17 protein-coding genes and 1 tRNA gene are annotated in these 19965 nt (G+C 41.4%); 10 read left to right on the top strand and 8 right to left on the bottom strand.

The window, feature by feature from the left end:
* Window positions 1-64: 64 nt before the first annotated feature.
* The 4 genes from PY091_RS07465 (at window position 65) to PY091_RS07450 (ending at window position 8675) form a co-directional block, all read left to right on the top strand.
* A complete protein-coding gene (locus tag PY091_RS07465) occupies window positions 65-3190 on the top strand; it encodes a UvrD-helicase domain-containing protein (RefSeq protein ID WP_275649082.1) in 3126 nt (1041 codons plus the stop codon).
* A 14-nt stretch (window positions 3191-3204) separates the two neighbouring features.
* Window positions 3205-4398: a glycine C-acetyltransferase gene (gene kbl / locus PY091_RS07460; RefSeq protein WP_275649081.1), complete on the top strand. Its 1194-nt coding sequence runs from the start codon at window positions 3205-3207 to the stop codon at window positions 4396-4398.
* A 123-nt stretch (window positions 4399-4521) separates the two neighbouring features.
* The gene (locus PY091_RS07455; protein WP_275649080.1) at window positions 4522-5880 is read left to right on the top strand and encodes an OmpA family protein; all 1359 of its coding nucleotides are present in this window, start codon (window positions 4522-4524) and stop codon (window positions 5878-5880) included.
* Window positions 5881-5942: 62 nt separating this feature from the next.
* Complete coding sequence (locus PY091_RS07450) at window positions 5943-8675, top strand: PD-(D/E)XK nuclease family protein (protein WP_275649079.1); 2733 nt, start codon at window positions 5943-5945, stop codon at window positions 8673-8675.
* Here PY091_RS07450 and PY091_RS07445 read toward each other — a convergent pair whose 3' ends face one another.
* A complete protein-coding gene (locus PY091_RS07445; RefSeq protein ID WP_275649078.1) occupies window positions 8676-9386 on the bottom strand; it encodes an SDR family oxidoreductase in 711 nt (236 codons plus the stop codon).
* A gap of 138 nt (window positions 9387-9524) precedes the next feature.
* Entirely contained in the window at window positions 9525-9707 is a 183-nt protein-coding gene (locus PY091_RS07440) for a hypothetical protein (protein ID WP_275649077.1), read from the bottom strand.
* A gap of 138 nt (window positions 9708-9845) precedes the next feature.
* Between PY091_RS07440 and PY091_RS07435 the strand changes: the two genes are divergently transcribed.
* Entirely contained in the window at window positions 9846-10703 is an 858-nt protein-coding gene (locus PY091_RS07435) for an RluA family pseudouridine synthase (RefSeq protein ID WP_275649436.1), read from the top strand.
* A gap of 259 nt (window positions 10704-10962) precedes the next feature.
* On the top strand, window positions 10963-11277 hold the full coding sequence (locus PY091_RS07430; protein WP_275649076.1) for a hypothetical protein: 315 nt from the start codon (window positions 10963-10965) through the stop codon (window positions 11275-11277).
* A 109-nt stretch (window positions 11278-11386) separates the two neighbouring features.
* Here PY091_RS07430 and PY091_RS07425 read toward each other — a convergent pair whose 3' ends face one another.
* The 3 genes from PY091_RS07425 to PY091_RS07415 form a co-directional block, all read right to left on the bottom strand.
* A complete protein-coding gene (locus tag PY091_RS07425; protein WP_275649075.1) occupies window positions 11387-11641 on the bottom strand; it encodes a GIY-YIG nuclease family protein in 255 nt (84 codons plus the stop codon).
* Between the two features lie 41 nt (window positions 11642-11682).
* Window positions 11683-11756 (bottom strand) — tRNA-Ala (locus PY091_RS07420).
* A 57-nt stretch (window positions 11757-11813) separates the two neighbouring features.
* Complete coding sequence (locus tag PY091_RS07415; RefSeq protein WP_275649074.1) at window positions 11814-12611, bottom strand: universal stress protein; 798 nt, start codon at window positions 12609-12611, stop codon at window positions 11814-11816.
* Between the two features lie 53 nt (window positions 12612-12664).
* Here PY091_RS07415 and PY091_RS07410 point away from each other — a divergent pair, with 53 nt between their 5' ends.
* The 4 genes from PY091_RS07410 to PY091_RS07395 all read left to right on the top strand — a co-directional run bounded on the left by PY091_RS07410 (window position 12665) and on the right by PY091_RS07395 (window position 16313).
* Window positions 12665-13165, top strand: coding sequence for a GNAT family N-acetyltransferase (locus PY091_RS07410; RefSeq protein ID WP_275649073.1), 501 nt, complete (start codon window positions 12665-12667; stop codon window positions 13163-13165).
* A gap of 12 nt (window positions 13166-13177) precedes the next feature.
* Window positions 13178-14512 carry an MATE family efflux transporter gene (locus PY091_RS07405; protein WP_275649072.1) on the top strand — a complete coding sequence of 445 codons (1335 nt, stop codon included), beginning with the start codon at window positions 13178-13180 and terminating at the stop codon, window positions 14510-14512.
* A 34-nt stretch (window positions 14513-14546) separates the two neighbouring features.
* Entirely contained in the window at window positions 14547-15314 is a 768-nt protein-coding gene (locus PY091_RS07400) for an enoyl-CoA hydratase/isomerase family protein (protein WP_275649071.1), read from the top strand.
* Between the two features lie 231 nt (window positions 15315-15545).
* On the top strand, window positions 15546-16313 hold the full coding sequence (locus PY091_RS07395) for a UDP-2,3-diacylglucosamine diphosphatase (RefSeq protein ID WP_275649070.1): 768 nt from the start codon (window positions 15546-15548) through the stop codon (window positions 16311-16313).
* Here PY091_RS07395 and PY091_RS07390 read toward each other — a convergent pair.
* From PY091_RS07390 to PY091_RS07380, 3 genes are read right to left on the bottom strand one after another with little or no spacing between them, the layout of a single operon-like run.
* Window positions 16310-17569 (bottom strand): MFS transporter, encoded by a 1260-nt coding sequence (locus tag PY091_RS07390; protein WP_275649069.1) that lies wholly within the window; start codon window positions 17567-17569, stop codon window positions 16310-16312. The genes PY091_RS07395 and PY091_RS07390 overlap by 4 nt on opposite strands.
* A gap of 6 nt (window positions 17570-17575) precedes the next feature.
* On the bottom strand, window positions 17576-19264 hold the full coding sequence (gene recJ, locus PY091_RS07385) for a single-stranded-DNA-specific exonuclease RecJ (protein WP_275649068.1): 1689 nt from the start codon (window positions 19262-19264) through the stop codon (window positions 17576-17578).
* An 8-nt stretch (window positions 19265-19272) separates the two neighbouring features.
* Window positions 19273-19947, bottom strand: coding sequence for a lysoplasmalogenase (locus PY091_RS07380; protein WP_275649067.1), 675 nt, complete (start codon window positions 19945-19947; stop codon window positions 19273-19275).
* Window positions 19948-19965 lie beyond the last annotated feature (18 nt).

The raw sequence follows: 19965 nt of genomic DNA, 5'->3' as shown, positions 1-19965 counted from the left end.
TTATATTCCGCTAAAACCATGTTAACATCAGGCAAGGAATCCTTATTTTGCAGGAAAAACATCCTTGGAAGGGTCTAATTTTAAAATATATAGTGCATCTGCAGGTTCTGGCAAGACCTATGCCCTTGCCAAAGCCTACCTTACCCTACTGCTCTCCCATAGTTCTACGATAAAATTCCGTCAGATTTTGGCCATCACATTTACCAATAAGGCGGTTGATGAAATGAAGACCAGGATATTGGACAACTTGTTCGCCTTTGGCCAAGATAAGGTTCCTGAAAAGCAGAAAGATCTGTTCCGATCACTTTGTGATGAACTCTCCCTCACCGAAGCACAATTGCGGGAGCGCTCACAACTTATGTTAAAGCGGATACTTCACAACTATTCCTTTTTTGAAATTTCAACGATTGACAAGTTCAATCATAAAATCATAAAAACTTTTGCCCGCGATCTTCACCTCTCCCAAAATTTTGAAGTGGAACTAAATCTGGATCTTTTGTTGGAAGAAGCGGTGGGACGATTACTGGAAAGAGCAGGCAATGATGAAAAGCTTACCGAGGTCCTTATCGCCTTTTCCCTTGAAAAAATCGATGAGGCTAAAAGTTGGAACATCACATACGACCTGATCGAAATTGGCACATTACTGTTCCAAGAAAATCATTCAGCGCATATAACTCCCTTGCGTGATAAGTCCATCGGAGATTTTCAGGACATCCAAAAGCGGATAGCATCAGAAAGCAAGGCAATTGAAGAAACAGTCGTGCAAAAGGCTCAAACTGTGCTTCAGGAAATACAAGTTCAAGGGTTTGAGTTCACCGATTTTCCCAGAAAAACCTTGCCAAATCATTTTAAAAAAATGATCGATGGGGAGTTCAGCCCAAAGAATCTTTATACCAGTAAAACCTTAGAGCCAAATCTAGCAGAAGGAAAGTTGCTCAAAGCGAGCGACAAACGGGATGTGACACAACTGGCCATGACCATTTTGGAAAACTATCTCTCCATAAAACAATTAGTGTATCGGCACAGCTATCTCCAAAATATATATGGCAACATAGTGCCGATGACAGTCTTGAACGAAATCGCCAAAGAGATCAAAAACATTGAACTGGACAGGGACATTATTCCCATTTCCTCACTGAACGCGATTCTGTCCAAAGAAATCAAAAATCAACCTGTACCTTTTATTTACGAACGGATGGGCGAAAAATACCGTCATTATTTTATTGATGAGTTCCAGGATACCTCCAAAATGCAATGGGAAAACTTGGTCCCCCTTATTGGTAATGCCCTGGAAAGCGAGGACGAAAGGCACGAACGCGGCTCCCTGTTTTTGGTTGGGGACGTAAAGCAGGCCATTTATCGTTGGCGGGGGGGGCGTGCCGAACAATTCCTTAACCTGATCAATGGAAGGTCTCACCCATTTGCCGTGGAGCAGAATACCTATTCGCTGGACACCAACTGGCGGAGTTCTGATGAAATCGTCAACTTTAACAATGGTTTTTTCACGGAAACTGCACCCGTGCTCGGCAATCAGGATTATCGAGATCTTTTTTTAAACGATTCCCATCAAAAAACAAACAACAAGCCCGGAGGCTTTGTTCAAATATCCTTTCTGGATGCTGATGTAGCGGACAAAGATGAGGTCTATTGCGAAGAAACCTTAAAGTCCATCCAGCACATAGTTTCGAAAAATCATCCCTATTCCGATATCTGCGTGTTGGTGCGCGATAACAAAAAAGGAATGCTGCTGGCGGATTTTTTGGCACAGCAGAACATCCCCATCATTTCTTCGGATGCTCTTTTGCTTGCAAAAAATGAAAAGGTCATTTTTTTGGTGTCGATGCTCCGAATCTTCGAGAACGCAAAAGACCGTGAAGCGGCATACCATATATTAATGTATCTATGCCCTAACGAAAAAGGCAAGCACCACTTCATCAGTAAACACTTAGTGGATATTGAATCATTCTTGGCCTCTGAATACAACTTCATCATAAAAGATTTAAAAAGTGAACCGGTATTGACCATACTGGAAACCGCAATAGTACAATTTGAACTGTACGAAGGTTCTGTAGCACATATATCATTCTTAATGGACGAAGTGCTCGATTTTGAAAAAAGGGAAGGACCCAGTGTGTATGCCTTCCTTAATTATTGGGAAGTAAAAAAAGAGTCCCTTTCCATTGCTGCTCCCGATGGTGTGGATGCAGTAAAAATTATGACCATTCACAAAGCAAAGGGACTGGAGTTCCCCTTTGTGATCTTCCCTTTTGCCAATGCCATTTTGGACGACAAGCGAAAGAAAAAGAAAACTTGGGTGCCCGCCACTACCAGTGATGAGACGTTGGGGCTACACGAGTTTTTGATCAATAACAATAAGGATATGATGGAATACAACGAGGTGGCCCAACAGAAATATATGGCCGAAGAACAAAAAACCTTGTTGGATTCCATGAACGTACTCTACGTAGCACTTACCCGTCCCGTAAAAGGGCTCTTTGTACTTTCAGAAACTCCCAAGAAAGATGTAGCTTCAATTGAAAACGCCACATCCTACTCCGACCTTTTCCAATGGTACGTGCAACAAAAAGGGATTTCTGAAAATGAAAGTGGTGTTTATGCTATCGGAACATTTCCATCAAAAGAATCAGCGGTAGTTCCCTTGGAGTCTTTCGAAAATCATATCCGTTATGTTACCCGACCTAAAGATGATACCGGTTTTAAGATATCAACAAAGTCAGGTCGTTTGTGGGACGATGAGCGCATGGAGGCCATTGAAATGGGAAATGTGATCCATTATGCACTTAGCGAGGTTGAAACGGTGACCGATGTTGATGCAATTTTGGAACGCTTGGAAATCGAAGGCCATTTTCCACAAGCAGCGGCAGGCGACATCAAACAAAAAATAATGGCCGTGGTGAACCATCCCAAACTAAAAGACCTGTACATGGACGACCTTGAGGTTTTAAATGAAAGGGAGATCTTGACAACGGATGGTCGTTCCCTTCGTCCAGATAGAATTGTGATCTCCGGAAACGAGGCCACCATCATAGATTACAAAACTGGGAAACCGTCGCCAAAGCACAAGGAACAGATTGCCAATTACGCAGATATTTTGAGAGATATGGATTTTAAAATCAAACAATCCATTATTGTTTATATTGACCAAGAAATAGACCCTATTTTTGTATAAAGCTAATTAAGATTATGTACGGAAAAATAAAAGAACATTTGGCCAAAGAGTTGCAAGATATTGAAGAAGCAGGCCTATTTAAAAAAGAACGGATCATTACCTCGCCACAAGGGGCCGTTATAAAGATCTCTACGGGAGAGGAAGTCATCAATTTTTGTGCAAACAATTACTTGGGGCTTTCTTCCCACCCTGATGTAATCCAAGCTGCCAAAGACACCATGGATACCCATGGCTTTGGAATGTCCTCGGTTAGATTTATATGTGGGACCCAGGATATCCATAAAGAACTGGAACAGAAAATCGCAGATTTCTATGGAACGGAGGATACCATATTATATGCCGCCGCTTTTGATGCCAACGGAGGGGTCTTTGAACCCTTGCTTACCGCAGAGGATGCCATTATATCGGATTCCTTGAACCATGCTTCCATTATAGATGGGGTTCGTTTGTGCAAGGCCAAGCGTTACAGGTATGCCAATAATGATATGACCGATCTCGAAGAAAACTTGAAACAAAGTATTGCCGATGGAGCACGTTTTAAGATCATAGTCACGGATGGCGTTTTCTCCATGGACGGCCTTGTAGCTCCTTTGGACAAAATTTGTGACCTAGCCGATAAATACGATGCCATGGTTATGATAGACGAGTGCCATGCAGCAGGTTTTATTGGCGAAACAGGTCGAGGTACCTTGGAGGAAAAGGGGGTTATGGACCGAATCGATATAATAACAGGTACATTGGGTAAAGCCTTGGGAGGTGCCATGGGCGGATATACCACGGGCAAAAAAGAGATCATTGAAATACTTCGTCAGCGATCCAGGCCCTATCTGTTCTCCAATTCCCTTGCCCCTGCCATTGTAGGTGCTTCGATAAAGGTGTTTGATATGTTGGATACCGACACCTCTTTAAGGGATAAGCTCCAAAGGAATACAGAGTACTTTAAAAAAGGAATGAAAGAGGCAGGCTTTGATATAATCGATGGTGATTCCGCGATTGTTCCAGTAATGCTATACGATGCAAAGCTCTCTCAAAACATGGCAGATATGCTGTTGGAAGAGGGAATCTATGTTATCGGATTCTTTTACCCCGTAGTTCCCAAGGACAAAGCAAGGATTCGTGTACAGCTATCAGCTGCCCATGAAAAAGAACACTTGGACAAAGCGATCAATGCCTTTATAAAGGTAGGAAAGTCGTTAAAGGTCATCTAAATTCGATGAAATGCAGCAATTCTTCTGGCAAATGAGTCAAAAAAAAAGAAATTTAGATTTTGTTAATAAGTCTTAACAACTTACATTTGCTGCTGATAAACACTTAAACTTAAAATTTTGAGCATGAAACATCTTAGCAAATTATTGGTTGTTGCTCTTGTATTTGTAGGGATCAACAGCATACAAGCGCAAGACGAAAATAATCCCTGGCAAGTTAGCATTGGGGTGAATGCAATAGACGCTTATCCTACTAACGATAGTGACAATCCTTACTCTAGCACAACTTTGTTCGATGAGTATTTTAATGTTTCCGATCACTGGAACATTTTGCCTTCTGTATCTTACGTATCCGTTTCCAAATACATTGGTGATGGTTTCTCTGTAGGTGCAAGAGGATCTTTGAACAGAATCGAGAAAATCGGTGATTTCGAAGTTGACGATCTTTCTCACTATGCTATCGATGGTACTATTAAGTACAACATCCTTAAAAACACTACTGTAGATCCTTTCGTAGAAGTAGGTGGTGGTTATACTTGGGTTGATGAAATCGGAGCTGGTACTGTAAATGGTGGTGTTGGTCTTAACTTCTGGTTTTCCGACAACCTTGGTTTCACTGTACAAACTCAATACAAGCACGCTTTCGAAGATTACTTGATCTCTCACTTCCAACATTCTGCTGGTATCAGCATCAAATTTGGTGGAACTGATACAGATGGTGACGGTATCTACGACAAAGACGATGCTTGTCCAGAAGTAGCTGGTCTTGAAGCTTTCAACGGATGTCCTGATTCTGACGGTGACGGTATCGAAGATGCTAAAGACGCTTGTCCTAACGTAGCTGGTTCTAAAGAAATGAACGGATGTCCTGATTCTGACGGTGACGGTGTTGCTGATAAAGATGATGCATGTCCAAGCACTCCAGGTCTTCCTGCTCTAGCTGGTTGTCCTGATGCAGACGGTGATGGTATTGCCGATAAAGACGATGAGTGTCCAAACGAAGCAGGTCCTGCTGAGAACAAAGGATGCCCATGGCCTGATACTGATGGTGACGGTGTACTTGACAAAGACGATCAATGTCCAGAAATCGCTGGTACTGTTGCAAACAACGGTTGTCCTGAAGTAACTGAAGAAGTTCAGAAACAATTGAACGATTACGCTAGAACTATCTTGTTCGACACTGGTAAGTCTTCTATCAAAGCAGAATCTACTTCTGTAATGGTTGACATCATCCAAATCTTGAACGAGTATCCTAACGCTAAGTTTACTGTAGAAGGTCACACTGACAGCGTAGGTAGCGAAAAATTGAACCAAGAGCTTTCTGAGAAAAGAGCTAACTCTGTTAGAGATTTCTTGATCGACAAAGGTATCGCTTCTGACAGGTTGACTGCTATCGGTTACGGTGAGGCTAAGCCAATCGCCACTAACAACACAAGAGCTGGTAGAGCACAGAACAGAAGAGTTGAAATCAACTTGGTAAAATAATTAGAAACAAAGTTTTCTAGAAAAAGGCTCCGCAAATGCGGGGCCTTTTTTATTTTTAATCCATGCATAATACCTTCCTAGCATATGTACTGGATGATCTCCACAACAAAGAATTGGACATTTCCAAATGTACTTTTGTGCTCCCCAGTAAAAGATCGGGAACCTTCTTAAAAAAACATATTGCCAATAGGCTGGAGAAAAACATATTCAGTCCGGAAGTTGTTTCCATACAGGAGTTTATCGGAGAGCTTTCCGATCTCAATTTAGCTTCCAACATTGATTTGTTACTGCTCCTTTTTAAGGTCTATAAAGAATCCCAAATTGAAGATTCCGATGATTTTGCTTCCTTCATCAATTGGGGACAGACATTGTTGCAGGACTTCAACGAAATTGATGGTTACCTCATCCCTGCAGAAGATATTCTAAATTATCTATCCGCCATCAAGGAAATCAACCACTGGTCCGCCAGCAAAGAAAAATCGGAGCTGGTCGAGAATTATTTACAGCTATGGAAGAATCTGGAAATTATATACAACAATTTCTATGCTGCTTTACTGCAACAAAAAAGAGGTTATCAAGGATTGATTCAACGTGAGGCCGTAAAAGCGATTCAATCTGGAGCAAAACAAAAAACCAGTACCGAACCCATCGTTTTTATTGGCTTTAATGCATTGAACGCTGCCGAATCCTCCATTATCCAGCATTATCTGGAACAAGGGAATGCACACATCTATTGGGATATCGACTCCTATTTTTTGAAAGACCCCATACATGATGCCGGCTTGTTTATAAGGGATTATCAATATAATTGGCCTTATTATAAACATGGACACACCATAGAGCCACAGGACAACTTTCTTCAAAACAAGAATATCACAATTACAGGAGTTCCCAAAAGCATATCACAAACTAAATATGTGGGCCAACTATTGCAAGAGATGGGTGAGAAGGAAGAAATCGACCTTAGTAAAACAGCATTGGTTTTGGCAGACGAAACTTTGCTCAACCCAATGCTCAATGCTGTTCCAAGTACTATCCCAGAAGTGAATATCACTATGGGAATGCCCTTGAACAAAACAGTACTGTATTCTTTTTTTGTGAACTTCTTGGAACTACATCTCCATGTTTCAGATCGCGGTTGGTTTTTTAAACGGGTTTTGGAATTTATCGCCAATCCTTATACTATTAAGCTATCCTCCGAAAACCAAGGAAACTTTGCGCAGCGTTTATCCACAGATATTAAAGAGGGCAATATACTGTACATCGATACAGAGAGGCTCCAAAAATATCCCGAAGCCAACGAATTATTGTCCATCATTTTTCCGAACAAGACCTTATCGGCAACAGGGTGGATCAGCAACTGCCTATTTTTGATCGATCATTTAAAAACAATCTATCAGGAAGAAAAAAACGCGCTCGAATTGGAATATTTATATCGGTTTTATGCGCTTTTCAATCAATTGAAGCAGTATTTAGACAAGGTAGATTTTATGGGCGAGCTCAAATCCATCAAAAATTTATTCAAACAATTGGCCAATATGGAAACTTTGGATTTTATTGGTCAGCCATTGACTGGATTTCAAATCATGGGGATGCTGGAAAGTAGAAACCTGGATTTTGAGACCGTTATCATTACCTCAGTAAACGAAGGCATTCTTCCGTCCGGAAAATCCAACAACTCCTTTATCCCTTTTGATGTAAAACGAGACTATGGGCTACCTACTTACAAAGAAAAAGATGCCATCTACGTCTATCACTTTTACAGATTGATTCAACGAGCAAAGAACATTTACATTACCTACAACACAGAACCCGATGTACTGGAAGGTGGAGAAAAGAGTCGTTTGATCACCCAATTATTGACGGATAAAAACTTAAAACCACAGATTACGCATACCATTGCAACGCCCAACATTTCCATTGATTCAAAACCACTACTCCAAATTGAAAAGGATTCACAGTTTATGGAAGATCTATGGGCATTTGCACAAAATGGATTCTCGCCGACATCACTGACCAACTACATTAAAAATCCTATTGATTTTTACACGAGAAATATTCTTAAGATCAATGATTTGGAGGAAGTAGAGGAAAATATTGCGGCCAATACCTTCGGGACCATCATTCATGATAGTTTGGAGCAACTTTACACCCCGTTAATCGACCAGATCCTAACCCAAGAACACATTAAAACCCTTAAAAAAGAGGTGCCAGAAGTGGTTCAACAACATTTTACCAAGAACCTATCCGGGGTTGATATTTCCAAAGGAAAGTTTCTGTTGGTGTACAACGTGATCCTAAAATACCTGCATAACTTTTTGGACGATGAAATCAAACAGCTTAAGCGTCACGAAATAAAAATATTGGCGCTCGAGGAACGCTACGAAGAATTGATTACCGTGCCTGGGTTAGAATTTCCTATCAAACTCAAAGGTACTTTAGATCGTGTGGACCTATTTGATGGTACCGTACGCATCATTGACTACAAAACAGGTAAGGTTGAGGCCAAAAACGTGAAAATAACGGATTGGGAAGCCCTCACTTCTGATTACGATAAGAGCAAAGCTTTTCAATTGCTGTGCTACGCTTATCTGTACTCCAAAAAACATGGAGTTAGCGACCTACAGGCGGGAATCATTTCATTTAAGCATTTAGGTAAAGGCCTGTTCCCATTTTCAGAGGACAAGGATACCCGAATACATTCGGATACCCTTGCAACCTTTGAAAATTATCTGTTCCAATTGATAAGTGAAATCTGCAATGTAGCAGTTCCCCTTACTGAAAAAGTAGATTGATTATTTTAAATCGGGACGTGTAGGACGCACTTCAATTTTACTGGGCAGGGTACGTGGGTGCATCGTCAATAAATCCACAACAAGCTTTCCAATGTCCTCAGGTTGTATCTTCCAAGCATCTTTATCCGATGGTTCGTGGTCATTAAAATGACTGGCAACAGAACCTGGCATAATAGTGGTTACCTTTATATTGTACTTTCTCAAGTCCAACATTGCGGCCTGCGTGAATCCAACCACACCAAACTTAGTGGCATTGTAACCTGCTGCCGTTGCAAAGAAATTGGTGCCTGCCAAACTGGCCAAGGTCATGTAATACCCTTCCGATTTTTTAAGGGCATCCACTGATGCTTTTAGTGTGTGATACACCCCGTTCAGGTTCGTATCGATCATTTGATGCCATTTTTCATCTTCCAATTCATCGATTGGGGCAAAATGACCAACTCCTGCATTCGCCATAACCACATCCAAATGTCCCCATTTGTCCAGAATGGTGGCTACTGCCTTTTTCTCGTCTTCCAATTTGGACACATCGGATACCAATCCCAATACGTTATCTGGATTATTTAAACCTTTAACTGCTGCATCGGCACTTTCCTGACTGCGCCCGCTAATGGCCACCTTCATACCCTGCTCTAACAAGCTTTTGGCAATACCATATCCGATACCCTTGGTTCCTCCTGTGATGTATGCTACTTTTCCTTCTAATTTCATGTTGATTTTGTTTTGAAGTAAAGTTCAAAAAAGCAGGTGTCAAATACAAAAATTCAATCCTAAAGGATGGTTAATGTTTGTATACAGACTTATACTTTACCATATGCCTTGCTTGGAAAATGTGGTAAATTTATCCTGCTAGGGATTACCCTTAATGTAATCAAAAATGAAATACACATTTTTCGTATGGATCTTTTCCATTTTTTGCTCTCCTTTGGTTTGTATCCTACTTTTTGAAAATAATTTATTCTCTAATGATTTAGTCGCTTTGATTTTTTTGATGATTCTTTTTGGTTTGCTTTTCTCTTTTCCAGCCATCATGATTTTCTGGTTAATATTAAGATTTCTAAAATCAAAGATTAAAGTCTGGAAAATAAAAACCGTTTTATCTATTTATTCCAGTACAATGATTTTAGCAATATGGCTTTTTAAAATATCTAGCAGTAAAATAAAACTTTGATTATCCACAACGAAACCCATATCGTCCCAGCAAACATAACTCCTAAGCGATTACAAGAATATGGCGTTGGCGTTTTTAATGCTGTTCCTACCAAATCAGCCCTTAAAAAAGCCCTCAAAAAAAAGTACATTTCTGTAAATGGAATTATTGCTACCACGGCCACCATCATTTCTGGTTGCGAACATATTATTTTGACCATTCCAGAAGATCCTACACCTAAAAAACAACTCATATTTCCCCTCAAGGTGTTGTTTGAAGATGAATATTTGGCCGCCATCCATAAGCCTGCAGGGATTGAGGTGAGCGGCAACAAGTTCAAGACCATCGCCAACGCTTTGCCACAAAACCTTGAACCGAGCAAACTTTCTGATGTTGCTATACCACAACCCGTCCACCGCTTGGATTATGCCACCACAGGAATTCTTTTGGTGGGCAAAACCCACAATAGTATTCGCGCTTTAAACAAACTATTTGAAGACAAACTAGTTAGCAAAACCTATTATGCAGTTACCATTGGAAATATGGAACCAAGAGGAACCATAACCTCAGAAATAGATGGCAAACCGTCACGTTCCGATTACAAAGTAATGCAATCCGTTCCTTCAGAACGTTTTGGGACATTGAACCTTGTGGAATTAAGTCCCAAAACGGGCAGAAGACATCAATTGCGAAAGCATCTGTTCCTTTTGGGGCATCCTATACTGGGCGATAAAGATTACGCCATGGAGGGCTTATTTTTAAAAGGAAAAGGGTTGTACCTACATGCCTATTCCTTAGAGTTTACACATCCGTTTACCAACGAAATCATTCACCTTACGGATGAGCTTCCTGAGAAGTTTGGGAAGATTTTTAGCTAAATTGGACATGTGCCATCTAAACAACTTATCCTATAAATAAATCTGAAATATGACCAAAACCGACCTTTTCCGAGTAATCATCAAAATTTTTGGCGTGTATTGTTTTATTGATATGCTCTTTCAGTTCATCCCAAGCTTTTCAGTTTCATGGGGGTTTAATTCCGCTAGCCTTGTTATAAGCTTGGTCTCTTTATTGGTAACCGTCCTAATAGCGTATCTATTACTATTTCAAACAGACAGACTGATAAAACTTTTTAGATTGGAAAAAGGGTTTGATAGTGAACATATAGAAACCAAAGACCTGAATGCTAAAGGACTTTTCAATCTTGGTTTAATTATTCTGGGGCTTTTAATGATTGTGGACAACATTGCCCAATTTCTAAATTTCTGTTATTTAGCCTTTAAAAAACAAGTTTCCCCATACGGCCTTGATGAGATTGACGGGGCAATGCTAGATCAACAACTGGACTATAATTGGTGGATTATTTCTGGACTAAATGTCTTGATTGGTTTAATTATGCTAACCAATTATAAGCAGATTTCGAAACTGTTTATTGGTAAAGGAAAAGAATAAGCAAATAAGCATCACAAAAAAAAGCACCTGTTAATTGAGGTGCTTTTACATTTTTGGTGGAGAATACCGGATTCGAACCGGTGGCCTTTCCGAATGCATTCGGAACGCTCTAGCCTTTCCTTTCAGAAATTAGAAACTCAATATACCTCCTACTTTTCTTTTTCTTGATTTCCCTTTCCCTGGTCATGGCTTTGCTTCTTGTTGAAAAGCTCTCAGTATACTTTACCTTCCAATCATCAGCATTTTTGGTGTATTTGGACCGCCTACCTTTGTGCCGACTCATCCTGTCGTCCAAATCTTGACTGTGGCCCACGTAATAACGGTCCAAAGATTCACTATAAATAATGTAGACAAAATACTCCATAAAAAAAGCACCTCAATTAAGAGGTGCTTTTACATTTTTTGTGGAGAATACCGGATTCGAACCGGTGGCCTCTTGCCTGCCAGGCAAGCGCTCTAGCCAACTGAGCTAATCCCCCAAAGAGAGCGCAAAGGAAATACTTTTTTCCGAAAGTATCAAAAATTGCGCTGCTTCCTTAATCTTTTTTAACGCTGAGTACCAATACCGGTATCTTAACGAAGAACTCCGACTTCTGAATCGTGTTCTTTTCCCATAGCTTTTTAAAGAAGCCTCTCTTTCTGCGGAACACGCATAACATATCTGGATGTTCCTTTTGAAAGTATTCCGTTACCCCTAAATACGTGGTTCCGTTCTCAGTAATGGTCAATTGTGAGCTTAAATCCATCAAAGCCGTATTCACTTTTAGATCATCCTCAGTATACCCAGGCCTTTTTACCAACAATAGGCTTACTTCCGACCTAAACTTGTTTTTTATGATGATCAAAGGATTCAAAATGCTGCTGCGCTTTAAAATTCCTGAGCCAAAAGCAGTCAATATTTTTTTCGCTGGCTTAAATTCTGTTCCCTTGGGAACAATTAGTGTTGGAATTTCGGTCTGTTTAATAATTCTTCCCGATGTATTGCCCAAGTATAGTTCCTCCTGAATCTCGTTGCTCTTAGGGGCGATAATGATCAAATCTATCCCAAGTTCCTTATTAATGCTGTTCAACCCATCAATAATATCACCATTGTAAGTGGCCATTTTTATTTCAACACCCTTGGTGTCAACTTGTTCAACAACCTCTTTTAAGTGTTCCTTGCTGCTCTTGGCCACCTTTTCTTCTACATTGGCCAAGCTTCCTACGGCCGTAGTTACATTAAATACATCCATTACATAGATCTGCGCCCCAAAATTAGAGGCAAAGTCCACGGCGTATTGCAATGTTTTAGAAGAATCTGGAGAAGTCCCAATGGGTACAAGTATATTGTTCATGGTTTGGTGATTACGATTAAACCTTAAATTTACAATTAAATTGAAACGAATCAATGATAAGACGCGCAAAGATATCTGAAATCCCCGATATCTTGACCATAACCCAAGCCTGTGCCAAAAAAATGCAAGAAAAAGGAATTTTTCAATGGAACGAACACTATCCTTCCAAAGAAGCATTCATCCAGGACATTGAGCGTAACGAGCTTTTTGTAATCGAAGAAAAAGACACCGTTCAGGGCACTATTGTTATATCCACATTGATGGACGAAGAGTACAAGCCTATCCAATGGCTTACCCCAAACGGAAACAGCACTTACATTCACCGCCTATCTGTTGATCCCGAACTTCAAGGCAAGGGACTGGCACAGGAAATGATGGATTTTGCGGAAAATTTTTCCCGGGAAAAAGGATTTGTATCTGTTCGGTTGGACACTTTTTCGCAGAATAAAAGAAACCAGCGTTTTTACGAACAAAGAGGATATCAAAAACTCGGTGACATCTTCTTTCCCAAACAAAGCGAGCATCCTTTTCATTGTTATGAATTAGTGCTGTAACTTGCGCCAGATTTGAGCACACAGGTAAATTTTAAGAGCATCAACCAATTGGCGATTCCCGCAACCATATCGGGCATTGCCGAGCCCATCCTTTCTATAACCGACACGGCCATTGTGGGGAATATTCCTGTCGACGGATTGGAATCTTTGGCGGCAGCAGGAATAGTGGGTTCTTTTTTGTCCATGCTCATTTGGGTGCTTGGCCAAACACGTAGCTCCATTTCCGCCATTATATCGCAATATTTGGGTGCAGGAAGACTGGACGAAGTGAAAAATATGCCCGCACAGGCCATTTTCCTCAACATACTTTTGAGTCTTGTGGTGCTCCTCACCACCATTTTTGTGATTGAGGAAATTTTTGCACTCTTCAATGCATCGGGTAAAATCCTGGAATACTGTGTTTCCTATTATTCTATCCGGGTTTGGGGATTCCCCCTAACCCTTTTCACCTTTGCCATCTTTGGTATCTTTCGGGGACTTCAAAATACCTTCTACCCTATGGTAATCGCCATGCTGGGAGCAGGTCTCAATATTCTATTGGACTTTGTTTTGGTGTATGGCATCGACGGATTTATTCCCGCATTGTACTTGGAAGGTGCTGCATGGGCCAGTTTGATTGCCCAGGCCATCATGGCCATATTGGCGCTCATTTTATTGGTGAAGAAGACGGACATCAGCATGAAATTGACTTTTCCGTTGAACAAAGAAATCAAACGACTCATTTTTATGAGTCTCAACCTTTTTGTGAGGACCCTGGCCCTGAATGCCGCCTTGATGCTGGCCGTGCGTGAAGCCACCACATTGGGCGACCGCTTTATAGGGGCCCACACCATTGCTGTTAACCTTTGGTTGTTCGCCGCATTTTTCATTGATGGCTACGCCGCAGCGGGTAACAGTATGGGAGGTAAACTTTTGGGAGCTGCTGATTATAATGGTCTGTGGAAATTGGCCAAGACCATTTTTAAATATGGTATGGTGGTGAGTCTCGCCCTCATGTGCTTTGGATTTATTTTTTACCGGCCTATCGGTCATCTCTTTTCAAATGAGGAAATAGTACTCAACACCTTTTACAGCATATTTTATATTGTGATTCTTGGACTGCCCATGAACACTTTGGCCTTTATTTTTGATGGGATTTTCAAAGGTATGGGCGAAATGAAATATCTGCGTAATGTGCTCCTGGCCGCAACTTTTTTAGGGTTTATTCCCTGTCTTTATTTGGGCATGTATTTAGGATTGGGCTTTTATGCCATTTGGATCGCCTTTGTGGTCTGGATGATGATTCGTGGATTCTCCCTGGTTTGGAAATTTAGAAGAAAGTTCAGGCCCTTGGTGCAAAACCCTTAATTTAGTGCTCAAAGACATCTGATAATCAATTTGAATGACAACGGATAGAACCAACGGAAGTTTATACACCCACATAGAAAACAGGATTGCCACGATAGAATTCGGTCATCCAGCAAGCAACTCCTTTGTGTCCGAACTTTTGGCAAGATTGGCAACAGAATTTGACAAACTTGGAGCAAACGATGAGGTTTCGGTAATTGTTTTGAAATCCGAAGGGGAAAGAGCCTTTTGTGCAGGAGCTTCTTTTGATGAATTGGTTGCCGTTTCCAATTTGGAAGAAGGCAAACAGTTTTTCAGCGGCTTCGCCAATGTAATCAATGCCATGCGCAAATGTCCCAAACCAATCATTGGTCGGGTTCAAGGCAAGACCGTCGGTGGCGGGGTCGGATTGGCCTCAGCCTGCGATTATGTTCATGCCACCGAGCAGGCAGCCATCAAACTATCCGAGATTTCCATAGGAATTGGGCCGTTTGTAATCGCTCCCGCAGTGGAACGTAAAATGGGGAAAGCTGCTCTCGCCGAGCTCACTTTATATCCCACAGAATGGAAAAACGCGTATTGGGCCAAAGAACAAGGCCTCTACGCCAAGGTGTACGATTCCATTTCCGAAATGGACCAGGAACTGGACATTCACCTGCAAAAACTGGCGACCTATAATCCCGAAGCTTTAGCTGAAATGAAAAAGGTCCTTTGGGAAGGAACCGGGCATTGGGACGACCTATTATTGGAACGTGCCGAAGCATCAGGACGATTGGCACTGTCGCCGAACACTAAAAAAGCATTGGAAAAGTTTAAAAAATAGTTGTATGCTCTCTAATTTTAAAATTACGCGTCACCCTGAACTAGTTTCAGGGTCTCATTAAAAAGAATAAGTTGTGAGATGCTGAATCAAGTTCAGCATGACGGTTTAAAACGAGAGAAGAATTAAAAAAGTTTACAAATGAATGATTTGATTTTCCCCATATTGGCCCTTTTCGTAATCGTGGTATATGTGGTCAACAGAATACGAAGCAATCGACGTTACAAAAAATAAATGAAGAACATTGCCCTGCCTAAAGGCAAAAAAGTCTATTTCGCGAGCGATAACCACCTCGGGGCACCTACCCGAAAGGACAGTTTGCCCCGTGAGAAAAAATTTGTGGCCTGGCTCGATTCCATAAAGGACGATGCCGCTGCCATTTTTTTAATGGGAGACCTTTTTGACTTTTGGTTCGAATACAAAACAGTGGTTCCCAAAGGTTTTACGCGAACTCTTGGAAAGCTGGCCGAACTATCGGACATGGGCATTCCCATTACCTATTTTGTGGGCAATCACGATCTTTGGATGAACGGTTATTTTGAGGAAGAGCTCAATATTCCCGTGTACCACAAACCTCAGCAGTATCTCATCAACGACACTTCGTTTTTTATCGGTCATGGTGATGGATTAGGTCCACACGACAAAGGCTTCAAACGAATGAAAAAGGTATTTACCAATCCCGTGGCCAAATGGCTTTTTAAATGGTTGCACCCCGATTTGGGAGTACGTTTGGGACAGCATTTGTCCGTGAACAACAAGGTTATTTCCGGAGATGCTGATGCTACATTTTTAGGAGAAGATAAAGAATGGTTGATTTTATATGCCAAGCGCAAGTTGGAGCAACAGCACTATGACCATTTTATTTTTGGCCACCGACACCTGCCCATGGAAATCAAACTCAATGAAAAATCGACTTACACCAATTTAGGAGATTGGATTTCCTATTTTACCTATGCCGTTTTTGATGGAGAAAAATTGATTTTGGAAAAACTAGAGGATTAATCTTCCTTTTCATGTTCATCAATGTCTTTTTGAAGGTCCAATCGTCTGAAGCTCGGCGAAACAATGGCCGTTGTACCCGCTGTCAATAGCGTCATGCATCCACCGAAAACCACTGCGGTTACCGTTCCCAATAATTTGGCTGCCAATCCACTTTCAAAAGCACCTAATTCGTTGGACGATCCTACAAACATAGAGTTCACTGATGCTACCCTTCCGCGCATATTATCCGGTGTTTTCAATTGCAAGATGGTCTGGCGTATGATCATGGAAACCCCATCGACCGCCCCACTCAAGAACAAGGCTATTACGGATAGCCAGAACAGTTCCGACAATCCAAACACGATAATACATACGCCGAAGGCGAACACTGCCATCAATAATTTTTTACCCGCATTTTTATGCAAGGGAAATCTTGTAGATCCCAACATGGTAATGGAAGCCCCAACTGCAGGGGCCGCCCGTAAAATCCCGAAACCTTCGGAACCCACATGTAAAATGTCCTGGGCATACACGGGCAAAAGTGCCACGGCACCACCAAATAGCACAGCAATCATATCCAAAGTCAAGGCTCCAAAAATAGCCTTGTTACCAAAAACAAATTTGAGTCCATCCTTCAAACTTTGAAAAACGGGCTCACCAATTTTTGGGTTCATAATGGGTTTTCTAGGAATCTGGAACAGGAAAATCAGGGCGAACAAAGAGAAACCGAAAATAACGCACATACTCCAATGGACTCCAATCCAACTAATGGAGAATCCTGCCAACGCTGGACCCAAAACCGATGCCAATTGCCAAGTGGAACTGCTCCACGTAGCGGCATTCGGATATATCTTTTTGGGAACGATCAAAGCAATCAATGAGAATATGGTAGGCCCTAAAAAGGAACGTACAAAACCACCTAAAAACACCAAAGCATAAATGGAATAAAGTATGGTTTTGGACTCCCATGATTCTTCAAGCCCGGGCCAGCTCAGCAAGAACAACCCAAGACTGATCACGGAGAACCCCGCAATACAGGTAATCAAAAGGTTTCGCTTTTCCCGTTGATCAACAATATGTCCGGCAAAAAGGGCCATACTCACCGCAGGAATCACCTCCATCAATCCAATAATACCTAGCGAAAGCGGGTCTTTGGTCAAGGAATATACTTGCCATTCAATCACAATAAATTGCATGGACCATGCAAAAACCATGGCAAAACGCACCAATAAAAATATATTGAATTCTTTATAGCGAAGTGCTGCGTAGGGGTCCATAAATAGCTAGCGAATATCTCTTAGTTTTAGTTGAAGGCTAACGGTTCCGTTCCATTCATTTTCGTCCAACGAAAATACGGCATCGAAAGGTTTTATGCCCTTAACTATATCCAATTTGTCCCCTAAATTAAACCCAATGCCTCCGATGGGATTGGACCCTGGTTGATACAAACTACATTTTAAATGTTTTTCACCCTCGCCAACACCTCGGGCATACCCTGTATCCTTTAATCCTTCTGCCATAAAAACCGGGGTCATGTTGCCAGGACCAAAAGGTGCAAATTGCTTCAAAATCCGCATTAGTTTTGGAGTAATCTGATGCATAGAGATTTTGGTGTCCACAGAAATTTCGGGCTGCAATAATTTGGGGTCGATAGTTTCCGACACTACTTTCTCAAACTGGTGTTTAAAGGCTTGGTACTGATCTTCCAACAACGTAAGGCCTGCCGCGTACATGTGCCCTCCAAACTGCTCTAAACAATCGGAACAGCCTTCAAGGGCATTGTAGATATCAAACCCTTTTACGGATCGGGCCGAAGCTGCCAATTTATTCCCGCTTTTGGTGAAGACCAAGGTAGGGCGATAGTAGGTTTCGGTTAATCGTGATGCCACAATACCAATAACTCCCTTGTGCCAATTTTCGTTGTAGACCACCGAGGTGAAATTTTCCTCTTCTTGGTTTTCTTGGATTTGCACCAAAGCTTCTTGCGTGATTTCTTGATCCAAACTTCTTCGCTCGGTATTGAACAATTCAATTTCTGCAGCAAATTGTTTCGCTTGGTCAAAATTGGTTTCAGTGAGCAATGTGACAGCATGCTGCCCATGTTTCATTCGCCCAGCAGCATTGATTCGCGGTGCGATAATAAAAACCACATCCGTGATGGTGAGTTCTCTTTTCTTAGTCTGATCAATCAATGCTTTGATTCCTGTTCTTGAATTTTCATTGATGACCATCAAGCCATAATAAGCAAGTACACGGTTTTCTCCCGTAATCGGAACTATGTCAGCCGCAATAGCCGTGGCCACTAAATCCAAATAAAGAATCAAATCATCTATGGTTTTACCTCGTTTTGAAGCAAGGGCCTGAATCAGTTTAAAACCAACTCCACATCCGCAAAGCTCTTTGTATGGGTATGCACAATCCTCTTGTTTGGGGTCCAAAATCGCCACTGCTTCCGGTAAGTCTTTCCCCGGCCGGTGGTGGTCGCAAACGATTACATCTATTCCCTTTTCCTTGGCATATTTTATTTGGTCAATGGCTTTGATGCCGCAATCCAAGGCAATCATAAGGCTGACATTGTTATCAGCGGCAAAATCGATTCCTTGGAACGAAACTCCGTAACCCTCCAAGTAGCGATCGGGAATATAGGTCGCTACATTCGGGTAAGTTTCCAATAAATAGGAACTCATCAAAGCAACGGAAGTAGTACCATCCACATCGTAATCTCCATAAACCAATATGTTTTCTTGGTTGGTAATGGCTTGTTCAATACGCTCAACGGCCTTGTACATGTCTTTCATTAGGAAAGGGTCGTGCAGATGCTTAAACTCTGGACGGAAGAATGTTTTGGCTTCCTCATAATTCGTAATTCCCCGTTGTATCAACAATTGGGCTACCAAATCATCTACCCCCAAAGCTTTGGAAAGTTGATCTATGTCTTCTTGATTAGGTTTAGGTTTAATGGTCCAGCGCATAGTAGGTGTTATTTTGTTATCGGGACTTTATTTTCAAATCTTTTGATGAGCGAAAAAGTGATAAAAATATGGGCAAGATAGTAGGTGGGAGTGATGAGAAAATCGAACGTATGATAATCCACGAATTCTTTAAAAGCGATGATGGTATCGGAAAAAATAATGAGTACTATGCCCAAAATAAAACTTCGCTTTGCCGTTAGGTCGCCTTTCATCCCAACGGCCGCTCCCAAAGAAAAGCAAGAAATGAGAAGATACACCAAAGACGCTACCATTAATGGAACATCGGTAAAGGTGGGGTACAATACTAAAAAGAAAAAAGCCAGATAAGCTGCCAATAAAATGGAGGTAAACGTCCCTTTTATTCGACCGTTCAATATAGCATAGATCAAATATCCGACGTGGGCCAAAAAGAACAACGCAATACCTTTTACGAACATAAGGCTATCCCCGTCCATGTTGGACAAGAACCAATCTCCGATTATAGAGAATAAGAATGCTGCAAGAATCCACCATGTGTCCTTTGCACTCTTTTTTAATCCCGTGTTAAGCAATAGGATAACAAGTATCCCCATGCCGGCAGTACCCGATTTAAAAATAAAGTTTGCTGTACTTACCCCTAAAATCGCAAGGACGACAGATATTGCCAGCAGTGCATATAACCCATTCTTTTTTAACCACATCATATTTTAATTTTATGTTGA

Source organism: Flagellimonas okinawensis, assembly GCF_029194005.1.
In the GTDB taxonomy this organism is placed as follows: domain Bacteria; phylum Bacteroidota; class Bacteroidia; order Flavobacteriales; family Flavobacteriaceae; genus Flagellimonas; species Flagellimonas okinawensis.
Note: the sequence above shows the minus strand (reverse complement) of the source record. Positions and strands in the feature narration are given on the sequence as shown.